The 22,216-nt window shown below is 59.4% G+C and carries 25 protein-coding genes, 1 tRNA gene and 1 pseudogene; 5 read left to right on the top strand and 22 right to left on the bottom strand.

Annotation, left to right across the window (positions count from 1 at the left end):
- Nucleotides 1-73 precede the first annotated feature (73 nt).
- Together ACIGDJ_RS19790 and ACIGDJ_RS19785 are read left to right on the top strand one after the other, a co-directional pair.
- Nucleotides 74-886, top strand: a pseudogene (locus tag ACIGDJ_RS19790) (alpha/beta fold hydrolase); the annotation flags it as partial.
- 158 nt (nucleotides 887-1,044) lie between these two features.
- A tRNA-Gly gene (locus ACIGDJ_RS19785) sits at nucleotides 1,045-1,118 on the top strand.
- Between the two features lie 147 nt (nucleotides 1,119-1,265).
- On the opposite strand, the gene ACIGDJ_RS19780 is transcribed toward ACIGDJ_RS19785, so the two are convergent.
- Together ACIGDJ_RS19780 and ACIGDJ_RS19775 are read right to left on the bottom strand one after the other, a co-directional pair.
- The gene (locus tag ACIGDJ_RS19780; protein WP_397478419.1) at nucleotides 1,266-2,549 is read right to left on the bottom strand and encodes a type II toxin-antitoxin system HipA family toxin; all 1,284 of its coding nucleotides are present in this window, start codon (nucleotides 2,547-2,549) and stop codon (nucleotides 1,266-1,268) included.
- Nucleotides 2,549-2,845, bottom strand: a complete 297-nt coding sequence (locus ACIGDJ_RS19775) for a helix-turn-helix transcriptional regulator (RefSeq protein ID WP_312996071.1) — start codon at nucleotides 2,843-2,845, stop codon at nucleotides 2,549-2,551. The genes ACIGDJ_RS19780 and ACIGDJ_RS19775 overlap by 1 nt, the downstream gene beginning before the upstream one ends.
- 185 nt (nucleotides 2,846-3,030) lie before the next feature.
- Here ACIGDJ_RS19775 and ACIGDJ_RS19770 point away from each other — a divergent pair, with 185 nt between their 5' ends.
- Entirely contained in the window at nucleotides 3,031-3,240 is a 210-nt protein-coding gene (locus ACIGDJ_RS19770) for a hypothetical protein (RefSeq protein ID WP_312996068.1), read from the top strand.
- Nucleotides 3,241-3,303: 63 nt separating this feature from the next.
- On the opposite strand, the gene ACIGDJ_RS19765 is transcribed toward ACIGDJ_RS19770, so the two are convergent.
- Together ACIGDJ_RS19765 and tam are read right to left on the bottom strand one after the other, a co-directional pair.
- A complete protein-coding gene (locus ACIGDJ_RS19765; RefSeq protein WP_312996064.1) occupies nucleotides 3,304-3,663 on the bottom strand; it encodes a DUF6124 family protein in 360 nt (119 codons plus the stop codon).
- A 487-nt stretch (nucleotides 3,664-4,150) separates the two neighbouring features.
- Nucleotides 4,151-4,921 (bottom strand): trans-aconitate 2-methyltransferase, encoded by a 771-nt coding sequence (tam, locus tag ACIGDJ_RS19760; RefSeq protein WP_397478420.1) that lies wholly within the window; start codon nucleotides 4,919-4,921, stop codon nucleotides 4,151-4,153.
- Between the two features lie 161 nt (nucleotides 4,922-5,082).
- Here tam and ACIGDJ_RS19755 point away from each other — a divergent pair, with 161 nt between their 5' ends.
- Nucleotides 5,083-5,493, top strand: coding sequence for a low affinity iron permease family protein (locus ACIGDJ_RS19755; protein WP_101158451.1), 411 nt, complete (start codon nucleotides 5,083-5,085; stop codon nucleotides 5,491-5,493).
- 64 nt (nucleotides 5,494-5,557) lie between these two features.
- Here the strand turns inward: ACIGDJ_RS19755 and ACIGDJ_RS19750 are convergent, their stop codons facing one another.
- From ACIGDJ_RS19750 to yiaY, 10 genes are all read right to left on the bottom strand, one after another.
- Nucleotides 5,558-6,061, bottom strand: a complete 504-nt coding sequence (locus ACIGDJ_RS19750; protein WP_397478421.1) for a DUF4142 domain-containing protein — start codon at nucleotides 6,059-6,061, stop codon at nucleotides 5,558-5,560.
- Nucleotides 6,062-6,217: 156 nt separating this feature from the next.
- Nucleotides 6,218-6,856, bottom strand: coding sequence for a LysE family translocator (locus ACIGDJ_RS19745; protein ID WP_397478422.1), 639 nt, complete (start codon nucleotides 6,854-6,856; stop codon nucleotides 6,218-6,220).
- Nucleotides 6,857-6,916: 60 nt separating this feature from the next.
- Nucleotides 6,917-7,333 (bottom strand): fosfomycin resistance glutathione transferase, encoded by a 417-nt coding sequence (gene fos, locus ACIGDJ_RS19740; protein WP_101158448.1) that lies wholly within the window; start codon nucleotides 7,331-7,333, stop codon nucleotides 6,917-6,919.
- A 4-nt stretch (nucleotides 7,334-7,337) separates the two neighbouring features.
- The gene (locus tag ACIGDJ_RS19735; protein WP_101158447.1) at nucleotides 7,338-8,057 is read right to left on the bottom strand and encodes a hypothetical protein; all 720 of its coding nucleotides are present in this window, start codon (nucleotides 8,055-8,057) and stop codon (nucleotides 7,338-7,340) included.
- Between the two features lie 36 nt (nucleotides 8,058-8,093).
- Nucleotides 8,094-8,828 (bottom strand): hypothetical protein, encoded by a 735-nt coding sequence (locus ACIGDJ_RS19730; RefSeq protein ID WP_101158446.1) that lies wholly within the window; start codon nucleotides 8,826-8,828, stop codon nucleotides 8,094-8,096.
- A gap of 133 nt (nucleotides 8,829-8,961) precedes the next feature.
- Entirely contained in the window at nucleotides 8,962-10,293 is a 1,332-nt protein-coding gene (locus ACIGDJ_RS19725) for an MFS transporter (protein ID WP_101158445.1), read from the bottom strand.
- Nucleotides 10,294-10,474: 181 nt separating this feature from the next.
- Nucleotides 10,475-11,401: a hydroxymethylglutaryl-CoA lyase gene (locus ACIGDJ_RS19720; RefSeq protein WP_397478423.1), complete on the bottom strand. Its 927-nt coding sequence runs from the start codon at nucleotides 11,399-11,401 to the stop codon at nucleotides 10,475-10,477.
- Nucleotides 11,398-12,591, bottom strand: a complete 1,194-nt coding sequence (locus ACIGDJ_RS19715; RefSeq protein ID WP_397478424.1) for a CaiB/BaiF CoA transferase family protein — start codon at nucleotides 12,589-12,591, stop codon at nucleotides 11,398-11,400. The genes ACIGDJ_RS19720 and ACIGDJ_RS19715 overlap by 4 nt, the downstream gene beginning before the upstream one ends.
- 249 nt (nucleotides 12,592-12,840) lie before the next feature.
- Nucleotides 12,841-13,752, bottom strand: a complete 912-nt coding sequence (locus tag ACIGDJ_RS19710; RefSeq protein ID WP_101158442.1) for a LysR family transcriptional regulator — start codon at nucleotides 13,750-13,752, stop codon at nucleotides 12,841-12,843.
- Between the two features lie 68 nt (nucleotides 13,753-13,820).
- Nucleotides 13,821-14,969 carry an L-threonine dehydrogenase gene (gene yiaY, locus ACIGDJ_RS19705; RefSeq protein ID WP_101158441.1) on the bottom strand — a complete coding sequence of 383 codons (1,149 nt, stop codon included), beginning with the start codon at nucleotides 14,967-14,969 and terminating at the stop codon, nucleotides 13,821-13,823.
- A 153-nt stretch (nucleotides 14,970-15,122) separates the two neighbouring features.
- On the opposite strand from yiaY, the gene ACIGDJ_RS19700 reads away from it, so the two are divergent.
- Nucleotides 15,123-16,142, top strand: a complete 1,020-nt coding sequence (locus ACIGDJ_RS19700; RefSeq protein ID WP_397478425.1) for a DUF4917 family protein — start codon at nucleotides 15,123-15,125, stop codon at nucleotides 16,140-16,142.
- Between the two features lie 123 nt (nucleotides 16,143-16,265).
- On the opposite strand, the gene ACIGDJ_RS19695 is transcribed toward ACIGDJ_RS19700, so the two are convergent.
- From ACIGDJ_RS19695 to ACIGDJ_RS19660, 8 genes are all read right to left on the bottom strand, one after another.
- Nucleotides 16,266-16,787, bottom strand: coding sequence for a hypothetical protein (locus ACIGDJ_RS19695; protein WP_101158439.1), 522 nt, complete (start codon nucleotides 16,785-16,787; stop codon nucleotides 16,266-16,268).
- The gene (locus ACIGDJ_RS19690) at nucleotides 16,787-17,428 is read right to left on the bottom strand and encodes a hypothetical protein (RefSeq protein ID WP_101158736.1); all 642 of its coding nucleotides are present in this window, start codon (nucleotides 17,426-17,428) and stop codon (nucleotides 16,787-16,789) included. Before ACIGDJ_RS19690 ends, ACIGDJ_RS19695 begins: the two co-directional genes overlap by 1 nt.
- Before the next feature lie 156 nt (nucleotides 17,429-17,584).
- Nucleotides 17,585-17,929: a YegP family protein gene (locus ACIGDJ_RS19685; protein ID WP_101158438.1), complete on the bottom strand. Its 345-nt coding sequence runs from the start codon at nucleotides 17,927-17,929 to the stop codon at nucleotides 17,585-17,587.
- A gap of 75 nt (nucleotides 17,930-18,004) precedes the next feature.
- Nucleotides 18,005-18,586: a DJ-1/PfpI family protein gene (locus ACIGDJ_RS19680; protein ID WP_101158437.1), complete on the bottom strand. Its 582-nt coding sequence runs from the start codon at nucleotides 18,584-18,586 to the stop codon at nucleotides 18,005-18,007.
- 200 nt (nucleotides 18,587-18,786) lie between these two features.
- Nucleotides 18,787-20,013 carry a class I SAM-dependent methyltransferase gene (locus ACIGDJ_RS19675; RefSeq protein ID WP_397478426.1) on the bottom strand — a complete coding sequence of 409 codons (1,227 nt, stop codon included), beginning with the start codon at nucleotides 20,011-20,013 and terminating at the stop codon, nucleotides 18,787-18,789.
- A 101-nt stretch (nucleotides 20,014-20,114) separates the two neighbouring features.
- The gene (locus ACIGDJ_RS19670) at nucleotides 20,115-20,732 is read right to left on the bottom strand and encodes a TPM domain-containing protein (RefSeq protein WP_101158435.1); all 618 of its coding nucleotides are present in this window, start codon (nucleotides 20,730-20,732) and stop codon (nucleotides 20,115-20,117) included.
- A 33-nt stretch (nucleotides 20,733-20,765) separates the two neighbouring features.
- Complete coding sequence (locus tag ACIGDJ_RS19665; protein ID WP_016771316.1) at nucleotides 20,766-21,518, bottom strand: YgcG family protein; 753 nt, start codon at nucleotides 21,516-21,518, stop codon at nucleotides 20,766-20,768.
- 13 nt (nucleotides 21,519-21,531) lie between these two features.
- A complete protein-coding gene (locus ACIGDJ_RS19660) occupies nucleotides 21,532-22,140 on the bottom strand; it encodes a LemA family protein (RefSeq protein ID WP_397478427.1) in 609 nt (202 codons plus the stop codon).
- Between the last annotated feature and the right edge of the window lie 76 nt (nucleotides 22,141-22,216).

Below are 22,216 nucleotides of genomic sequence, written 5' to 3'. Positions count from 1 at the left end.
AATGATACCACAAAAACCTATAAATAAAAAACAAGAAAAAAAAATTCAATACACGAAGATCTAACGATCACAAGCCGCAGAAAAGACCATCATTCTGGTCAACGGCTCGATGGCCACGACTGCGTCGTTTGCACAGACCGTGAAAAACCTGCACCCGCAGTTCAACGTGGTCTGCTACGACCAGCCCTACGCGGGTCGGTCAAAAGCTCACAACCGGCATGAGAAACATCTGACGAAGGAAGTCGAAGGGCAGATTCTGCTGGAGCTGATCGACCACTTTGCAGCCGAGCATGTGCTGTCGTTCTCCTGGGGCGGCGCCGCCACTCTGGTTGCCCTCGCCCAGCAACCCCGGCGCATAGAAAAAGCCGTGATCAGCTCGTTCTCGCCGGTGATCAATGCGCACATGCTCGACTACCTCGAGCGCGGCGTCGACTACCTCGGCAGCCGCGACGGCGATCGGGTCGGGCATCTGGTCAACAACACCATCGGCAAACACCTGCCGTCACTGTTCAAACGCTTCAACTATCGCCACGTCAGCAGCCTGGCCGAGCATGAATATGGGCAGATGCACTTTCACATCAACGATGTGCTGCACAGCGATCGGCAGTGCTATGTGAACGCGGCGAAAAAGATCAACGTGCCGGTGCTGTTTCTCAACGGCGAATGGGACGAATACACCGCCGCCGAGGATGCGCGCCTGTTCGGCAACCACGTCGCCCACAGCAGCTTCACCACCCTGCAAGCCACCGGACACTTCCTCGACATGGAACACAAGGCTGCGTGCCGCGACAGCCAGAACGCCCTGCTCGGCTTTCTTAAACCAGCGCCGCAAGCCACCCGGATGCGCTACTCGTTTGTGCAGGATCAACATGCATTGGCCATTTGAAACAGCGTCATCGCGGGCAAGACTGCAAGTGTGAAGTGCCTGTTTACAACGGCGCAACCCTTGCTCGCGATTGACCGTTTTCTGCGTGAAAAAGCCATCGCAGAGAAAAGAAAACTTCAAATCCGTGGCCGAGTCTGGTACAAAGTCAGCCGCTCTGAGCGGGTATAGTTTAGTGGTAGAACGAAAGCTTCCCAAGCTTTAGATGAGGGTTCGATTCCCTCTACCCGCTCCACCGAATATTGATCTCGCGTTGTGTTGTCTGACGGGGGATGCAGGATTGAAAACCGGCCTTCATGGCCGGTTTTTTTATGTCCGGAAGTTGAAGCGTGTTGGCGCTAAAGACTTACGGGAAAGATCGCTGAGCCCCTACCTCAACGGATTACTTTTCGAAATCCTGATGCAGCTTCGCCAGTACATTGAAGATCGGCTCACCTGCTTTGTGCGGGACGTTCAATCGAGCGAATACTTTCTTCCAGTCGGCGAGCGCAGCGAGAGTCTGCTCGATGTATTCTTCAGCCTTCAGGTATTTGTAATCCTTGCAGATTTCCATGATTCGCTTGCGTGTAGGCTTGCCGGGAGTACGGCCGCCGAAGTCGGTGGTGTGCTCGCCCATGGCATTTGCAAACGTCAGGTCGTAAGCCGGAGACAGCGTCCAGGTTTCTTTCTCGCCTTTTTTTTCAGGATTTTGGCAGAGAAAAGCAAAGTTCTTCGCATGGTCGTCATGGTTGTGAGACAGCGCATTGAAGATCATCAACCTGGCCATCTTTTCCACTTCGACGGAGCTTCTGGTCAACACCTGAGTGAGCTTGAGCAGGTTCGGGTAGTCGATGGCTGACAACGCGCGGTAGTCCGCGTACATGAGGGCCGAGACGGTCATCATGTGAATCTTGCGCTCGCCGTCTCGGTCGAAGCGCTTGGTTGCGAAGAAACGCTCAACCTCGCCGCCAGGCATCTGCACATCCAGAAGATCCGATTCAGCCATGATCACTCCGGCGGCGCGAGCCATCTCGGCGTATGCCAGCTCGATGCCGCCGGTTTCGACCGGTTCGTACAACGCCCTGAACTTGACGATCCAGTGTGCGTAGCCTTCGGGCAGGGCATCGAAGGCCGAGATCGCCTGGGTTTTGTCGGCAGACAGCGCCACAACTGCCTTCGGTCGAGCGCCACCCGGTGAGCCACCGGCCAGTCGCAATTTGGTAAGCACTGCTGGTGTCTCGCCTTCTTGAACTTCAATGGAAGCTTCGTAGAGTTGGCTGATATCCAACGGGCCTGTGAGCTCTGTTTTTTCCGCTTTCGCCTGATATTCAAACGCGCCCATGCTGCGGTCGCCCATGTAAGCGAGGCGATCAAGCGCTGTGACGGTAAGGCGGGTGCCGTCACCGAAGGTGCTGTCGAGATACCGATCCATCAGTAGCATGCCCCAGCCATCAGGCAGTGAATCGGCAAACGGTCCGTGTAGCCCATCGAAAAGGCTGGTGTTTCTGGCTAGCTGTGGCTTCTCGTCCCAGGCCATTGTCAGCGGCGAGAGATTGTAGCCAGTGGCAAGCCAACCCGGATCGTAAGCGAAGTAAATCCCTCGGCCCGCGACTTTGACAAGCTCGCCAACCTTGGCGCCCTCTTTCAAAACATTCAGTGCTTCTGTGTGTTTGAAAGGCTTGATCATCAACGCATCCCCCGCTTGCGCCTGGCATTCTTCAGCTCATCCAGCGAGCTCGGTTGCTCTGGTTTGAACAGTTTGGTCACAGCCTCGAGTTCATCAAGCGCAGTGGCTATCAGGATCAATGCCTCCAACGTCACGAGGCCGGTCGCTTCGAATCGCTTGATGGTGGATTCGGACACCCCGGCCTTTTCTGCGAGCGTCTTGCGGGAAAGGTTTTTGGAGAGACGCAGTCTTTTGGCGTTTTCTCCGACGTTCCTAGCGATCTCAGCCGGCGAATGAAGCAAATGCATGTAAGACATGGCCAACCCTTCCAATTCTTAAGGATCTTAATAGAGCCATTGTAGCCATCTAACTTCCCTTAAGGATCAGATATGACCATTTTTGAGAAAATTTCACTAATACGTGGAGCAATAGAGATCTTCTGATTGCTACACAGGGCCGTTCAAGATCGCCGCTCATGTGGTTACCAAAGCGGACATCATTTGTGGACATCAAACCCATTCGGAGCACTGAAGACTTGTCCGCAGCATTGCTGCGTATCGAGCAGATTAGGGGCGCTGAGATGAACTCGCCGGAAGGCGATGAATTGGAAATTCTCGCTCGGCGGGTGAGCGAGTATGAGGAGCAGCAATTCCCGATTCCCCCTTCCGAGCCCTTTCAAGAGGACAAACCTGGTATTGATCAGCGGTTTTGACGCTGCACTAGCCGAAAAACCGGTCCCCACGACCGGTTTTTTTTGCCCGGAAATCAGCGCCGACTAACCCACCGGTACCACATTATCCAGCGCTCGATTCACCGCCAGTTCACCCAGCATGACGACCTGGGCGATGCCGAGCAGGGTCTTGCGCTGGCTGCCGTCGAGCAAGGCGGCAAAGTCGCCCAGCATGACGCTGGCCGAGCCAAGGGATTCGCTGGCGTTGACCAGTAGCGACTCGGTGTCGGTGCTCGGGTTGACCTGGAACATGCTGCTGGTCTGGTATGGCGGTGAGCTGGTTTGCGGCGGAATGAGGTAGTGGTCGAGGGCGCGTTCGGCGGCTTCGTGGAGTTTTTTCGAATTGAGGGATTGGTACGGGGAGGCCGGATCGGTTTCCGGTGGATTTGGCGTTACTTTGAACATGGAATCTTCCTGTAGTGGTAACTGCAACCGTCCCGCTGCTATACGAAAGGGTGGCAGCTGTACGCAAGTTAGCAGACCGGTAGGAAGTCCAAAACCCGGCGCACCCGAGGGTGCCATGCGCACAGCCACCATCAAGTGCAGGCGAAGCCTGACTGGAAGGTACATGTGCAACCGTTGGTCAATCCTGGCCGGGCTGCTAAACCCGATCACTGCAAATCAGTGACGCGAACCAAGTTACCGACCGCCCTCCAGGCGCACAAGCCGGCGGATTCTGGCGTACCGGTAGGCAGAGGCGCAAGGATTTGTAGGCATCGGGACGTAACGCGATTCAACTTTAAACGGCCACGGCGTAACGCGTTTAAAAGCCCCGGATACAGAAAGAACTTTCCGGCGAATTCAGCGTGAACGAGTTGTTTCAGCCCGCTACGCCGACCTGAAACAACGCGTCGAATTCAAGACTCAAAGCGAGCTCGCTTGGGAAAATGTTTCAGCGAGTCGCAACGATAAACAGCCGTGGAAACGGCAACAGCACCGAGCCATCAGCCAATGCGGGATAAGCCCTTGCAACTTGCGCCAGATACCGCTGCAGATACTGCGCCTGCTCCTCCTCGGTCAACGGGCTCAGAAATGGAATCAAACCACTGCCTTTGAACCACTCGACCACCCCCGCCGCTCCGCCCGGCAATTGATGATGATACGTCGTGCGCCACACATCCACTCGCGCGCAGTACGGGCGCAGCATCGCGAAAAATTCACTGGCATTGGCCATATCGGTACGCTGCCCGGCAGCGCCTGCAAGCTTGCTCGCCCACGGCCCATTGGCGGCGACTTCGCGCATCAAACGGTGAGACGGTTCATTGAGGTTGTCTGGCATCTGGATCGCCAGGCTGCCGCCGTCTGAAAGTCTGCTCGCCAGGGCTGGCAGCAACGAAGCGTGATCAGGCACCCATTGCAAAACCGCGTTGGCGAAAATCACATCGAACGGGCCGGCGTTTGCCCACTTGTCGATCTCGGCGACCTCGAACTGCACGTCAGGCAAGCGCTTGCGCGCCGCGGCGATCATGTCTGCCGAACTGTCGAGGCCGCTCACAGTAGCCTCGGGGAAACGCTGCACCAGCAACGCGGTGGAATTACCCGGCCCACACCCAATGTCCACCACCGCCCGCGCCTGCGCCGTGGGTATCGCCGCCAGCAGGTCACGAGCCGGGCGGGTGCGTTCATCTTCGAAAGCGACGTATTGCTTGGCAGACCAGCTCATGGCGTTCTCCTGTCGAGGGTGTCTTGGCAATTGACGACACGATACAGCGATCTGCGCGGCACGCCTTTGCGACCAAAGTCCTGCGTCGAAAGTTTGTAAACAGAATTTTCAGCGCAACGCCGATGTCTGAATTTCAAGCTCTCAAAACAAGGACTTCCATCATGAAATTCGCAAAGATTGCCCAGAAACTTGCCCTGTGGGCCGGTAGCCCGAAGACGTTCATGGGGGCATTGATTCTGATCGGGTTGTGGGGGTTGAGCGGGCCGATTTTTGGTTACAACGACACTTGGCAACTGATCATCAATACCTCAACGACGATCATCACGTTCCTGATGGTGTTCCTGATTCAGAACACGCAGAACCGCGATACCGACATTTTGCATTTGAAACTCGATGAGCTGCTGCGGGTGAACAAGGAAGCGCAGAACGCGATGCTTGGCCTGGAGGCGCTGGATTTGAAGCAGCTTGAAGCGCTGCGCCAGCATTACCGCGCACTTGGCGAAAGTCAGGTATTTGATCTGGAGGGCTTGGGCGACAAGAGCAAGCCAAAGCAGGATTTGAATGAGTGCTGAAATGACTTCGGCCGCTCCTGCATCAGTTCATGCCGGGCGGCCGAATTCGAACCACTGCTGAATGTTAGCGACTGGCCTGCAACGCGCGGGCCTTTTCCAGATGGCTTTGCAGTTTCGGCAACGTCTCATCGGCGAACGCTTTGATTTCCGGCACGTCGGTGGTCTGTGCCTGTTGCTCGATCTGGGTAATGGCCTCTTCCGTGGCTTTGACCTGGCTTGCCGCGTAGGCCTGATCGAACGTCGCGCCGTCCTTCACTTGCGGCATCAGCTCTTTGGCCTTGTCGGCGATTTCTTCGCGGGGGGCAACCGGCAGGTCGAGTTTCTTGGCGATTTTCGCCAGATGCTGGTTGGCCGTGGTGCGATCGTTGATGACGACGATGGTGTAATCCTTGACCTCTTTCGATTCGGTCTTGCCGTGGGCCAGACGGCTGGCTTCGATGTCGGCCATGCCCTTGGCGGAGGCATCGTTGATGAATTCGGCAGGCGACTGGGCGAACGCAGTGCTGGCGCACAGGCCCAGCAGGGCTGCAAAACTGACGTTACGTAAACGGGTGGCCATCCGGCTCATGGTCGCGCCCTCCTTCGTTGAAAATTCAAGCGGGCCGTGATTCGCCCGCTGCTTAAATGCTCGCGGCGGACAAACGTCCGCCTCTGTTAGGAATGCTTTAACGGTCAAAGGTTTAGAAAAAACGACCGAGGCGCGACGAACGGTGCTTCTTCGGCATCAGCCCTTGTTCGGCATCAACCCGGGCAGCGCGTGCATCAACGCGTTGATGGCAAAACCGATAAACATGACGCCGCACAAACGGGTGATCAGCAGTTCGTGACGCTGATAAACGATGCGCACTCGCTGGGCGCCGACCACGCCGATGAGAATCGCGTAGGCCAGCGCCCCGCCGACAAAACTCAGGGCGATCAGCGCCGGCAGCATCGCCCAGTTGAGCAGTTCGGCGCGGCTCGACAGCAGCGCGGTGAATGTCGCCACCGCCACCGGGTAGGCCTTGGGATTGGTCAGACCGAAGACGATACCGTGCCAGAACGGCTGGCGCGCCGCGCCTTGCGCCTCGTCGACATTGCGCCGCTGGGCACGCACCGCACGCCAGCCGAGCCAGAACAGATACACCGCGCTGAGCACGCCAAGCACATCGAATGCGGTGCTGCCGATTTCCCGGGCGCCGACAATGGCCACCAATGCGGTGCTGCACCAGATCACATCGCCGAGCAAATGCCCGCAAAGAAACCCCGCGCCGGCCCGCCGGCCATGGGCCGCGCCAATGCCGAACACTGCCAGCACACCCGGCCCGGGCGTGATCCCGTAAATGAAACCCGAAGCCAGAACGGCCAACAGCAATGATGGAGTCATGAAACACCTGCAAGCGCCAGAACACGTGGCGGCCAGTCTATATCAGCCGACTGCGCCCGATCACTGCGCGTCGTTAAAACGCATGCCGGGGTACGGTTTCTGCCGACACGCAGCCAGCCGCGACTGCAAATCGCCGACATGGACTTCCAGCTTGTGGCCGTCGGGGTCGAGAAAGTAGAACGACGCACCCTCGCTACGGTTGTCTCGCCACTGCGGCACCTGAGCCGATTTCAACGTTTCAACCAGTGAAGGGAAGTCTGCCGCGCTCACGCTGAAAGCGTAATGGGTATAGTCCGCGCCCGGCTCCCCGCTGCGCTGAGGATCTTCTGACAAGCACAACCACAGTCCGGGCAGTGACAAATAGGCGCCGTTATCCCACGTCGCTTCGATGTCCAATTGCAGCACATCGCGATAGAACGCCAGACTCCGCTGCAGATCGCGGACGGCCAGGGTCAGGTGGTTGAGACCGGTAAGCATCGAATCAGTAACCTCTGAGTTCTTCGGGAACGACATATTGCTGGCCGTCGTAGATCAGCGTGACCTGGGTGTTCTTCAGGTTGGTGGTTTTCGAAGCGCATTGTTTGCCTGACGTGAAAGACTCCATCAACGAACCGCTGGAACTGACGATCAGATCCGCAAACCCGTTGTGGCTGGATGAGCCGATTTCGACAGTCCTGCGAATGCGTGTGTCTCGCGTATCGCACTCCCCGGTGCCCTCACCGAAATCCTTGCGCACCACCAGGCCTTCCAGCACTGGGCGTAAGCGATTGCCTTCGCGAACATACAAGGCCAGGTCGGTTTTCGAGTACGGATTGGCTCTGGAACCGTGGCTCATGAACGTCGATCGCAGCCCGAACGCACGGACGTCCGCCGCCAAGCGGTAACGCGCCGTATCGATCCTCAGATCATCGAAGCTGATCGCATCGGAGTTGTAAGCGCCGGGTTTGGCATAACTGGCGAATGTGTTGCCCGTCGTGGCGTTGATTACTGACAGTGCCAGATCGAACACGCCGTCCTGAGCACCCGCAGAATCGGGAACGAAAGTGGCCTTCGCTGCAATTGATTGAGTGTTGAACGCAGGCCAGACTTTGCAGCGCGAGAGCGTATGGCCGTCGAATTTTTTTACTTCGCAAGCGGCATGGACCTGAGCCGTAAGCGCGAACAAGCCGAGGGCGATATAGATTCGACGATGCAGATTCATGATTCTTCCTTGAAATATTCGTATCAGTGACGCCAGTCACATGCCTTTGAAACCTTGCGGTAAAACGTAGGTTTTCCCGTCGTAACGCAACGTGGTCAGCACTGGCTTTTCGTGGGTGGTCTTCGATTCGCAGGTGTCAGGCGGTCCCTCACCGACCAGGCCCATGGTGACTGAGCGGACGATGATATCGGCGTAACCATTGGATCGGGTTTTGGCCATCTCAAGCGTACGCACAGTCTCCGAGCGTTCTCCCGCGCAATTGCCATCCCATTCACCGCTGAAGGTGTAGACCAGCAAGCGATCCAGCACCGGGCGCAGTTTGTCGCCCTCTTTCACATAGAGCGACAGCCAAATTTCATCCAGAGGATTGACGCGTGACGAGCCTTTGAAATGGGCACGCACGCCGAATGCGCGGAGGTCGGGCGTAAGTTTATAGCGGGCAGTATCCAGTTCCAGACTTTCCAGCCCGATGGCATCGGAGAGAAACGCCGACGGCTGATGATAGGTCGCCAGCGGTTTGGGGCTGCCAGCCGTGCTGACGGCCAGATCCAGGTCGTATGAACCCACCCGGCCGTCCTTGCCATAGACCGGATCGGGCACGAACGTCGATAGCGCGGTAATCGTCAGCGACGGATAAGCCGGCCATTCCTTGCACAAAGGAAAGTCCGCTTCGCCACTGACCGCAGGCGGCGTGCAATCAGCCCACGCCTGCCCAGCCATGAACCACCCGCAAAGCGCTGCAGCGCTGAGCCATATGGACTTCATTGTCACTTCCCGCTCCTTGAAGATATTTCCAGGCGCGCACTATCCCTTTCTGCATCGAAGGATTCAACAGATCAGGCCAGCGAATCTTCTCATGTGTGTGAAGCCTGCTCGCGAAGGCGTCATCGACGGCGTCGCAAATTCAATACTTGTCGAGCGTGCGCAGCTTCTGCGGCAAACCCCACAGCAGCAAAACGGCGGCAATCAGCGCGGCGACGCCAATCACATACAGCGCCGGGGTGGTGCTGCCGGTGAGGTCCTTGATGCGCCCGACCATGACCGGGCTGACGATCCCGCCAAATTGCCCCAGGGTATTGATCACCGCGATCCCGCCCGCCGCGCCGGCACCGGCGCCCGCCAGCAGTTTCGGTGGCAGGGTCCAGAAGCTCGGAATCGAAGCGATGATGCCTGCGCCGAGCAGCCCGAGCGCGACGATCAGGAACGTCGTGTGGCTGGCGAAGATTCCTGCGCTGAAAAAGCCGATCGCGCCGACGATCACCAGCCCGGCGACAAACTTGCGCCGTTCACCGGTGGCGTCTGACAAGCGCCCGATCACCACCATGCTGATTGCGCCGCAAATGTAGGGAATTGCCGTCAGCAGGCCGATCATCACCGGGCTTTCGGTGCCGGCGCTGCGGATCAATTGCGGTGCCCAGAAATTCAGACCGTAGGACGCGACCTGGATCAGGAAATAGATCAAACCCAACGTCAGGAAACCGGGAATTTTCAGCGCCGCGAGCAATGAGCCGCCGCTCTTGTGTGGCTCGTGATGGGCGATGCGGCTCGAAAGCAATTTCTTCTCGTCAGCCGTCAGCCAGTGCGCATCCTCGATGCGGTCTTTGAGCGTCGTGAGCACCAGAAAACCGAGAGCGATACACGGCACGCCACCGAGCAGGAACAACCAGTGCCAGCCACGCATCTGCAACACACCGTCGAGGTGTTGCAACACCAGGCCGGAGAACGGCGCGCCGACCAGCCCGGCGAATGCAGAGGCGAGAAACAGCATCGAGGTGATGCGGCCACGGAAATGCTGAGGAAACCACAGGGTCAGGTAATACAGCACGCCCGGAGCAAACCCGGCTTCCATCGCGCCGATCACGAAGCGCAGCGCATAGAACTGCCATTCGCTGTTGACGAAGACCATCGCCGCCGTCGCCACACCCCACGACATCATGATCCGCGCAATCCAGCGCCGGGCCCCGACCTTGTACAGCATCATGTTGCTCGGCACTTCGAACAGCACGTAACCGACCACGAACAGCCCGGCGCCCAAACCATACGCGGTGTCGCTCAGGCTCAGGTCGGTCTGCAACTGGAATTTGGCGAAGCTGATGTTGATGCGATCGAAGAAGGCGAACAGGTAGCAGACCATGATCAGCGGCATCAGGCGCCAGGCGACTTTGCTGACCAGGGCTTTTTCGGCGTCGTGATCGACAGACGGACTTGCGCCCGCCTCCATTACGTTGAGGCTCATGGATTTTTCTCCAGGCGGACTGCCAATGGCGTCCGATTGTTTTTGTTGTCTGGTGGTACTGCTCAATGCGTTTGAACTGTGGGAGCGGGCTTGCTCGCGAACGCGTCAGGTCAGTCGATATTCGTGTTGAATGACATACCGTATTCGTGAGCAAGCCCGTTCCCACAAGGATTTCTTATCTTCAGGTGGGGATCGGGTGCAGGTCGCAATTGCGCCCGGCCTTGGCCAGTTGGCCGGGGACTTCGTGGCCTAACAGTGCCGGCAAGCCGCGCGAGAGTTTCAGCAGCAGCGTCAAATCGATGCCGGTGGGAATACCGACCTCATCGCACAGGTTCACCAGATCCTCAGTGCAGATGTTGCCCGACGCACCCGGCGCAAACGGGCAGCCACCGAGGCCACCCAACGCTGCATCGAAGCGCCGCGCACCGGCCTCGTATGCGGCCAGCACATTGCACAGACCCAGGCCTCGGGTGTTGTGGAAGTGCAGGGTCAGGTCAGCCGGCGAAACCCGCTGCAAAACGCGCCGCACCAAGCGATCGACTTGACGCGGATTGGCCATGCCGGTGGTGTCGGCGAGGCTGATGCTCTGAATGCCTAGCTCCTGATAGGCGTCGACAATTTGCAGCACGCGATCCTCGTCAATCTTGCCTTCGAACGGGCAACCGAACGTGGTGGCGATGCTGCCGTTGAGGCGCACACCCGAGCCGCTGGCAAACGCGACGATGTCAGCGAACGCGGCCAGCGACTCCTCGCAACGCATGCGCATGTTGGCCAGGTTGTGCGTCTGGCTGGCAGACATCACCAGGTTCAACTCATCGGCATTCGCCGCCAGAGCCCGTTGCGCACCTTTGAGGTTGGGAATCAACGCCACGTAAATCACCCCTGGCTGGCGCTCAATACCGTTGAACACCTGCTCGCCGTCACGCAGGGCCGGGATGGCTTTGGGTGAGACGAACGAGCCGGCTTCGATACGGCTGAATCCAGCCTGTGACAATTGATTGATCAGAGCGATCTTGTCAGCGGTTTCCACCCATGTCGGCTCGATCTGCAAGCCATCGCGCGGCGAGACTTCCTGGACGATCAGAGTTTGCGAATAGTCAGTGATCATTGCACCACCCCTTGGCTTTTCAGGCGTTCGATGTCGAGTTCAGTCAGGCCCAGTTCGGCGAGAATAGCGTCAGTGTGCTGGCCCAGTTTCGGCCCGGACCAGTTCACCCCGCCGGGGGTCTCCGAGAGTTTGGGGACGATGCCGGGCATCTTCACCGTTGCGCCGCCGGGCAACTCGGCATCGAGCAGCATGTCCCGCGCCTGATAGTGCGGATCGGCGACGATGTCAGCCACCGAGTAGATGCGCCCGGCCGGCACTTCAGCGGCTTCGAGGGCGGCCAGTACCTCGTCGATCGGCAGGCTGCTGGTCCAGTGCGTGATGGCCGCATCGAGCAAGCCGCTCTGCGCCGCGCGGCCGTCGTTGTGGGCGAACTCTTCTGCGTCGGCCAGATCAGCGCGGCCGATGACGTGCATCAGGCGCTTGTAGATCGGGTCGCTGTTGCCGGCAATCACCACATAAGCGCCGTCGGCGGTGAGGTAAGTATTGGAGGGCGCAATGCCCGGCAAGGCGCCGCCGCTGCGTTCGCGGACATGGCCAAGCATGTCGTATTCCGGCACCAGACTTTCCATGATGTTGAACACGCTTTCGGCCAGCGAAACGTCGACAATCTGCCCGCCGCCCTGCCCGGTCTTGACCCGCAACAGCGACATCAGCGCGCCGATCACCGCGTGCAACGAGGCCAGCGAATCGCCGAGGCTGACGCCCACCCGCGCCGGTGGCGAATCGGGATTGCCGGTGGTGTAGCGAATGCCGCCCATGGCCTCGCCAATTGCGCCGAAACCGGGACGGTCGCGGTACGGGCCGGTCTGGCCGTAGCCGGAGATACGCACCAGGGTCAGGTCAGGATTCAAGGCATGCAGCACGTCCCAGCCCAGACCGAGTTTTTCCAGCGCACCGGGGCGCAAGTTCTCGATGATCACGTCGGCGTCGCCGGCCAGTTGCTTGACCAGTTCGATGCCTTCAGCGGATTTGAGATTGAGTGCCAGGGATTTCTTGTTGCGCGATTGCAGGTACCACCACAGCGATGTGCCTTCGTGCAGCTTGCGCCACTTGCGCAGCGGGTCGCCCTGACCCATGGCTTCGATCTTGATCACCTCGGCGCCGAACTCGGCAAGCATGCGCGCGGCAAACGGCGCGGCGATCAGGGTGCCGATCTCGATCACTTTGATCGCACTCAAAGGGGCAGTCATCGCGGGGTACCTCTTGTTCTTGGAATATGCGGCCAAGGCTAGAGGAACGATCATTGGCGAATCCAGCCGTCTCTCGGCAATGAGCATTCGCGAAATGCGAACGCATCAGAGTGCTGTGGTGAATTCGAAGCCGCTTTCGCGGGCAAGCCCGCTCCCACAGGGTTCCAAGTCAGCCGCACAATTTGCATCCACGCTGGCAACTGTGGGAGCGGGCTTGCTCGCGAAGAGGCCGGCTCATTCAGTAGAGATTCAGGCGCCCTGCGCTCGCAAATGCTCGAACAACATTCGGCTCACCGGCGACAGCCGCGCTTCATCACGCACCACCACAATCAACGTGCGATCCGACCAGGCATCGCTCAGCGGCACGGCCCGCAACCCCAGCGACTGACCAAATAACGCGTAGGCACGCTGCGGCAGAATGCCAATGCCCATGTTCGCCTGGACCATCCGGCAGACCGCGTCAAACCCCGGCACGTGAATGCGCACGCGCAGGACTTTGCCGGCCTGCCGCGCCGCCGCATGGGTGCGCATATTGATCGAACTGGCCGCGTGCAATCCGACGTAGTCGCTGTCCAGGGTTTCATTGAAGGCCACTGATTTGCGCGTAGCCAGCGGATGCTCCGGCAACATCACCACCACCAGTTTGTCCTGGCGGTACAACACGCTGTGCAGGCCTTGGGTGTCGCTGTCGTCAGAGCAGATGCCGAGGTCCGCGACGCCATCGAGCACGCCCTGAATCACCCCGGCGCTGGGCCGTTCTTCAAGGTCGGTCTTGACCTGCGGATGCTGCGCCGAGAAGTCACGCAAGTCTTCGGGCAGAAACTGAATGATCGCCGAAAGATTGGCCAGCATGCGCACGTAACCCCGCACACCGTGGCTGTGCTCGCCCAGCTCCAGGCCCATCTTCTCGAGGTTGAAAAGCATCTGTCGTGCGTGGTGCAGCAGGGTTTCACCGGCCGGGGTGAGCGTCATGCCTTTGGCCTGACGCACGAACAGAGCGATGCCCAACGCCTCCTCCAATTCCATCAGCCGCTTGCTGGCCGCCGACACCGCGATGGCTTCGCGCGCAGCCGCACGGGTCAGCGTGCCCTCTTCGTGCACGGCGACGAACAGTTGCAGAGTGATCAGGTCGAGGCGGCGAATCAGGCTTTTTTGCAGCATGGAGGACTCGGCGGAAGTGGCGCGAACGAGCGGCGAGGATAACGCCGATCGTTCGCGCTGTGCCGGTCTTAAAACGCGTTACGAAAAATCTCTTCGATCTGGCGCTGATCGGCCGCCCTTGGATTGGTCAACCCACAGGCATCCTTCAAGGCATTGGCGGCGAGCACCGGAATATCGCTGAGTTTCGCGCCCAGCTCACGCAGTCCGCCGGGGATCTCGACATCTTTAGCCAGGCTGCGAATGGCGTTGATCGCCGCTTGCGCGCCCTCTTCGGCACCGAGACCACGAATGTCCGCACCCATGGCGTGGGCAACGTCCCTGAGTCGATCAGCACACACTTGCGCATTGAAACTCTGCACATGCGGCAGCAACACGGCGTTGCAGACGCCGTGGGGCAAGTCGTAGTAACCGCCCAGTTGATGCGCCATCGCATGTACAAAACCCAGCGAGGCGTTATTGAACGCCATACCGGCGAGGAACTGCGCGTAAGCCATGTTCTCCCGCGCCGCCAGGTCGTTGCCGTCGCGCACGGCCAGACGCAAGTTGCTGCTGATCAGGCTCATGGCCTTCAAGGCACAGGCATCGGTGATCGGATTAGCGGCGGTCGAGACGTAGGCTTCGATGGCGTGGGTCAGTGCATCCATGCCGGTGGCGGCGGTCAGGCCTTTGGGCATCGCGACCATCAACTGCGGATCGTTGACCGACAACAGCGGCGTGACGTTGCGGTCGACGATGGCCATTTTCACGTGGCGCGATTCGTCGGTGATGATGCAGAACCGGGTCATTTCGCTGGCGGTGCCGGCGGTGGTGTTGATGGCGATCAGCGGCAATTGCGGCTGGCTGGAGCGGTCGACGCCTTCGTAATCGCCGATCTGCCCGCCGTTGGTCGCGCAGAGCGCAATGCCCTTGGCGCAATCGTGCGGCGAGCCGCCGCCCAGTGACACCACGAAATCGCAGTTGCTCTCCTTCAACAGCCCCAGACCCGCCTCGACGTTGGCCGTGCTCGGGTTGGGTTTGGCGCCGTCGAAGATCACCGAATCAATGTCCTGCATTGCCAGTTTCTCGGCGATCATCGCCGCCACGCCCGCCTTGGCCAGTCCGCTGTCGGTGACGATCAGCGCCTTGCGAAAGCCATAATTGCGAATCGCGAGCATGGCTTCGTCGAGGCAGCCGCTGCCCATGATGTTGACGGCGGGAATGAAGAAGGTGCTGCTCATCGTGTGTCTCCTGACTGGAGCCGGATCGACTGCCTCGATTCGGCGGATACACACAGGATCGACCGATCGGTCACGAGCAATGTTGATCTGGCTCAATGTCCGCTCGTGATAAAGTCGCCGTCCATCTGCCCTTCGTTTGAGACCGCCCACGCAATGACCGATTTTCTCAATGTCGACGCCACCCTCGAAGACTGGAATGCCCTGCGCGCTGCGACTGCTTTCAGCGGTTTGCTGGTGGGCAATGGCGCCAGCCGTGCGGTGTGGGATGACTTCGGCTACGACTCGCTGTTCGAAAATGCCCGTACAGTCGAAGAGAAACCGCTGAGCCCCTCGGAACTGGCAGTGTTCGATGCGCTGCAAACGCGCAGCTTCGAGCAAGTGCTGGGTGCCCTGAAAACCACCAGCCGGGTCAACAAGGCGCTGGCGGTCAGTTCGGCGGCGCCGCGTAATCGCTATTACGCGATCAAGGAAGCGCTGATCAACACCGTGCATGCGGTGCACATCCCGTGGCGGCTGGTGCAGCCCTCGACACTGGCGGTGCTGAATGCGGAACTGGCGCGCTATCGCAGCGTGTTCACGACCAACTACGACCTGCTCAATTACTGGGCGCTGCAACACCCGGGCGAGGCCATTGATGACCTGTTCAACGGCCCGGACGCGAGTTTCGACTTGAGCCAAAGCGCCACGGACAAACCGCGTCTGCTGTACCTGCACGGTGGTCTGCATCTGGTGCGAAATCAGGATGGCACCGCACGCAAACTGACCTCGACCGAGGGCACCCTGCTTGGCAGTTTCGCGATCAATAACACGATCAAGACGCTGGATGACGTGCCACTGTTCGTCACCGAGGGACCCAGCGCCGACAAGCTCAAAACCATCCGCAGTTCGGATTACCTGTCGTTCTGCTACGAGCAGTTATTGACGCATGGCGACAGCCTGTGCATTTTCGGCCATGCCCTGGGCGAACAGGATGCGCACCTGGTACGGGCACTGCGCCTGGCCAGACCCGCGACCGTGGCGATCTCGATTTACCCGCGCAGTGCCGCGTTCATCCAGCATCAGAAGCGTCACTACGCCAGGGTGTTTGAAGGCACTGGCGTTGAGTTGCGGTTCTTCGATGCCAAGAGCCATGCACTGGGCAATCCGCAGCTGTCGGTACCGGTTGAGGTTTGATATTGGCCGGGCTGACGCCCTCGCGACGAGGCTCGCTCGCACCTTTTGAAATGCGTTCAACTTGTGGGAGCGAGCCTGCTCGCGAAAATTGTCAGCCGCGAATGCCTGAAGGTGATCGTTCTGCTAAAGGCTGGCAGCGCGCTGCATCGCCTCGCGGTTGAACGGCTGGTCTTTCAAAACCTTGGCGATGAACTCGTCACTGATCAGGCGTACATGTTCGAACTGGCCGCCGGACGGGTTGACCAATCCGCGCCAGGCGCTGGAATGGTTCTGCACGGTATAGATGCCCAGCACTTTCTTGCCATGGCTGAGGCTGAACACCACGGTGCTGTCCCAACTGACCGGCACCGGCACGAGAAACAGGGTAAATGCGCTGAGGAACATCTGTGGCTGGATGCCGCCGACGTTGCTGTTGGCAACCACCAGCACGTTATAGCCGTCGTCGCTGCGGCCGACCCTGACCTCCTCGAAGGTGCCGCGATGGCGCAATTCATCGCGCAGCATCCAGCTCGGCAAGCCAATCACATTGACGTTGATCGCCGGCAGGCGCTCGCTGTAATCGACTTCAGGGGTTTTCAGGCTGTGGGTGGTCTGGCAGCCGCTCAGCAGCAAGAGCAATCCCAGAAACATGACGTTGATGCGCATTAGAGTTTTCCTGACAGCATGGCTTTGTAGATGGAGGCGCTGGCGCCGTTTTCTTCGCGGATGAATGGCGTGGCGGTGTACAGGTTCGGCATGTCCAGACGTTGCAGACCTGGCACTTGCGGGTACCTGGCTCGGACCAGCGCGGCGTCGCGCTCGAGGTGATCGCTGTGCAGGAACAGGCACGGCATGCTGCGCCCGATCAGGCAACCGGCGCGGAAATCGCCGAGGTAGTAGGCCTTGCCCGCCTCGAGTTCCATGCCGATGGTGAAGTCTTCACGGCTCCATGACAGCGACCGGCCCTGATCGAAGCGCACGTTGTAGATTTCGTACCGACCGGGTTTGAGCGGCATGACGAACAGCGTGCCGATGCCGCGCCCTGTCTCACGCAGATCGCGCGCCGTGCGGGCATAGAATTCGTTGTGCAAACGCGCGGTGGCGAAATCGTCGCTGCCGCGCTTGCGGATCATGATCATTTGTTCCTGTGCGCCGTACCTGGCCTGGGGCCAGATACCCACTACGCCCACGACATACGCCACGCCAGATCCGGCGCTGGGACTTAGCGCGTCGTCAATGTGGGTTGGGGACATGCTGTAGCAGCCGCTCAGGCTGAGCAGCACGGTCAGGGCAGCCAAAAAACGCATCTTCAAAGGTAAGCTCTCTCACGGCCAGCAATCTGAAACGCATGAAAGAGTGTCGATTTGCGCCCTTCCATGGCTTGGCGCGAAGGATACGCAAAATGATGGCACATTGCCAGAATTCGGACGCCAATCCTTTGGCGAGCGAACTCAGGCCTGGTTTCAGAGCACCGGCAGCGTCTTGTCCTTGATGGTCTTGGTCGAACCGTTGACCTTCACACTGGCAATGCCCTTGTCACAGGCGCCATCGGAAGAATACGACTCGCTGCTGCCGATGATCTGGTGATTGGCTGCCTTCAGGTTGAAATACGGGTGACCATCCTTCGTCGATTTTTTTTCGTAACGCTCAGCCAGCGGGCTGTTGGTCTGAACCGATGCGATACCACCGTCGGCACCGGCGCGGGTGCTATACAGCTCACTGGTCAGAATCGTTTCGGCGTTCGCCGCTTTCAACACGAACCTGAACTGGCCGTTGCTGCTTTTGCTCACTTCGTACCATCCGGACATGCCTGTTTCTCCTGGGCGATTGAGAGATCTCGCGCTTCAGAGTAAAGACCAGCCTCCGCGGTCTGTCGCCTGCGACTACAGGGTGATTTTGGTGCCGAGCAGACCGAGGAAGCCGGCCAACCAGCTTGGATGCGCGGGCCATGCCGGAGCGGTGGCGAAATTTCCCTGAACGTGACCCTCGGTCACCGGAATATCGATGAACGTGCCGCCGGCCAAGCGCACTTCCGGGGCGCAGGCCGGATACGCGCTGCACTCGCGCCCTTCGAGCACACCCGCCGCCGCGAGCAACTGCGCGCCATGGCACACCGCGGCGATGGGCTTGCCGGCGTTGTCGAAGGCGCGCACCAGTTCGAGGACTTTTTCGTTCAAACGCAGGTATTCCGGGGCACGACCACCGGGAATCAGCAGGGCGTCGTAATCGGCTTCGCTGGCCTTGGCGAAGTCGAAATTGAGGGCGAACAAGTGGCCGGGCTTTTCGCTGTAGGTCTGATCGCCTTCGAAATCATGAATCGCAGTGCGCACAGTGCTGCCGGCAGACTTGTCCGGGCACACGGCATGGACCGTGTGACCAACCATTTGCAAGGCCTGGAACGGCACCATCACTTCGTAGTCTTCGACGTAATCACCGACCAGCATCAAAATCTTTTTCGCGGCCATGGGGAAACTCCTCGGGGAAAGGTCTGGGAGTATTCAAGGTAGACCGTATCCAAGGGTTGCGGTAATTCCAGGCTTACTACGCTCGATCGCGATAAATGTAGGAGCCGCCGAAGGCTGCGATCTTTTGATCTTGCATTTAAAGAACCAGGATCAAAAGATCGTAGCCTTCGGCAGCTCCTACAGGGGTGTATTTCTGGCTATCAGGCGAGGAAACTGTCGGCGCGCAGCAGGGTTTCCAGGCAGTGTTCGCTGATGTGGTAGAACGCCTTGAGCTCGGCGATCTTCGCCAACAGCTGCGTCGCATCGATCGGCTCGGCGCGTTTCACCGCGAGAATCATCTTGTTCTTGTTGGTGTGTTCCAGCGAGATGAATTCGAAGACCTTGGTCTCGTAACCACAGGCCTCGAGAAACAACGCACGCAAGCTGTCAGTGACCATTTCCGCCTGTTGGCCGAGGTGCAGACCGTATTGCAGCATTGGCTTGAGCAACGCCGGGCTCTGGATCTGCAGGCGGATCTGTTTGTGGCAGCACGGCGAGCACATGATGATCGATGCGCCCGAGCGGATGCCGGTGTGGATCGCGTAATCGGTAGCGATGTCGCAAGCATGCAGGGCGATCATCACGTCCAGCTCGCTGGGCGCCACCGTGCGCACATCACCACATTTGAACACCAGCCCCGGGTGTTCGAGCTTCGCCGCCGCGGCATTGCACAGGTTGACCATTTCTTCGCGCAGCTCGACGCCAGTGACTTCGCCCTCGGCCTTCAAAGTGTTGCGCAGGTAATCGTGAATGGCGAACGTCAGGTAGCCCTTGCCCGAACCGAAATCGGCGACCCGCACCGGTTTGTCCAGCGCCAGCGGCGACGAGGTCAGGGCATGGCTGAACACTTCGATGAACTTGTTGATCTGCTTCCACTTGCGTGACATCGCCGGGATCAGTTCATGTTGTGCGTTCGTCACGCCGAGGTCCTTGAGGAACGGTCGGCTCAATTCGAGGAAGCGGTTTTTCTCGCGGTTGTGCTCGGCGGACGGTGCTTCGCGCAATTGCTGGGGTTTACTCTTGAACAGCGAACTCTTGCCCTTTTTGCTGTATTCCAGCTGCGCTTCGTCGGTCAGCGCCAGCAAGTGCGCATTTTTGAACGAGGTTGGCAACAGCCCGGCGATCAGCGCCACGCCTTCGCTCAGTGGCAGGTTCTTGGTGATGTCGCGGGTCTTGTAGCGATAAACGAAAGACAGACACGGCTGCGCCTTGACCGTTACTGGTTTGACGATGATCCGCTGCAGATCCGCCTCGTCACCGACATACTTGGCCAGCACCAGTTTGATGAAGCCGTTGCCGGTGAGGCTGGTTTGCAGCAGCTCGATGAACTGGGCGTGGTGGTCGGGCGCCGGTTTGGCGGACGGCGCGGAAGAAGCGGAAACAGACATGGACAAACGGCCTCGGACGGGCGGAATCGGGAATGGCGGGTATTTTAGGGGGGATGGGGGTTGGGAACACCCTCTTATTTACCCAACGGTTCACAAGCCCCTCACCCCAGCACCACCAACCGATTCGGCAATTCATTCCTCACCTGCGTCACCGGCACATGCACTTTCAACAACTCGCCACACGCCTCCACGCACGTGACAAACCCTTCCAGCGTGCGGCCCTGCCTGACCTGTTCGGTAAACGCCGCGACAATCGCGTCCCAGTTACTGTTCTCCAGCCGTTTGGAAATCCCTTCATCCACCAGAATCTCCACATAGCGCTCAGCCTCGCAGACAAAGATCAGCATGCCGGTGCTGCCCACGGTGTGGTGCAGGTTCTGTTCGAGAAACTGCCGCCGCGCCAGGTTGGAGGCGCGCCAGTGACGGACGCGGCGCGGCACCAGATGCGTGGTGATTTTCGGCAAGCGGAACAGCAGGCACAGGACGATGAACATGCCCCATTGCACCAGCAGGAGGCTGCGCAGGGTCAGCCAGCCCGTGAGGTAGTGGACGATGCCCGGCAACACCAGCGCCAGCAGGCTGGCCCAGAGCAGCGGGATGTACGCGTAATCGTCGGCGCGGGCAGCGAGCACCGTGACCAGTTCGGCGTCGGTGTCGCGTTCGACCCGGGCGATGGCCTCGGCGACTTTGCGTTGTTCGTGTTCAGTCAGTAATGCCATGTCGAAAAGTGCCTGCTCATTGTTCTTTTGATCTCACCAGCCGCCGGACGAACCGCCGCCGCCGAAACTGCCCCCGCCACCGCTGAAGCCACCGCCTCCGCCGCCACCGAATCCGCCGCCACCGCCGAAGCCGCCCCCTCCTCCGGAGCCGCCCCGGCCGGCAGGCAGGATACCGAGCATCTGGCAGACAAACACCGTCAGGATGAACAACATCACCAGAAACATGAACAGCGCCGGGTGCCGCGAGATGAAGTCATCGGCCGGGTCGCCGCTTGATTCGTACACGGTGGACGGCTCGTCCAATGGATTGCCACCGAGCACCACCAGCATCGCCGCAACGCCATCGCTGATGCCCTTGCTGAAATTGCCCGCCTTGAACGCCGGCGTAATGACCTGATGAATGATCACCGACGACTGCGCATCGGTCAGGCGATCCTCCAGGCCATAGCCGACTTCGATGCGCAGTTTGCGCTCGTCACGGGCGACGATCAGCAAGGCGCCGTTGTTCTTGTCCTTCTGGCCGATGCCCCAGTGCCGGCCGAGCTGAACGCCGAAATCCTCAATGGTGGTGCCCTGCAGATCGGGCAGCGTGACCACCACCAATTGCTCGCCGGTGGCTTGCTCGTGCGCCTGCAATTGCTGGCTCAGTTGCGCGCGAATCGATGGCTCGAGCATCTGCGCCTGATCGACCACGCGCCCGCTCAGCGGCGGAAACGTCAGTTCGGCCCGTGCGCTGACGGCAAACAGCCACAGCATCAGCACCAGGCCCAGTTTCAACACACGCATGGGCGACCTCGAGTCAGAATTTCACTTCCGGGGCCTTTTCCGCGCCGGGCGTGGTGGCTTCGAAGGTTTCGCGCATCGGCAGATCGTTGTACATCACGCTGTGCCACAGGCGACCGGGGAAGGTGCGGATCTCGGTGTTGTACTTCTGCACCGCCAGGATGAAATCGCGACGCGCCACGGCAATGCGGTTTTCCGTGCCTTCGAGTTGCGATTGCAACGCCAGGAAGTTCTGGTTGGCCTTCAGATCCGGATACCGCTCGGAGACCACCATCAAACGGCTCAACGCGCCGGTCAGCTGATCCTGCGCCTGCTGGAACTGTTTGAGCTTCTCGGGATTGTCGAGGGTGCTGGCATCGACCTGAATCGAGGTGGCCTTGGCTCGCGCTTCAATCACAGCGGTCAGGGTTTCCTGTTCGTGGGCAGCGTAGCCCTTGACCGTTTCCACCAGATTGGGGATCAGGTCGGCGCGGCGCTGATACTGGTTCTGCACCTGGCCCCACGCGGCTTTCGCCTGTTCGTCGAGGGTCGGGATATTGTTGATGCCGCACGCAGTCAATAGCGTGGCGAACACCAGCAACGTGGCGATCTGTAGCCGTGAACGGGAAGTCGAGCTGATATTCATTGCAGTGATGCTCCATGACACATTTGATTTAAAAACCGAGCGCTGGGCATTCCCGGCCAGCGGTTGGGGCATAATC

Source organism: Pseudomonas sp. NPDC079367 (genome assembly GCF_044542195.1).
Classification (GTDB): domain Bacteria; phylum Pseudomonadota; class Gammaproteobacteria; order Pseudomonadales; family Pseudomonadaceae; genus Aquipseudomonas.
This window is presented reverse-complemented; position numbering and strand designations above follow the sequence as displayed.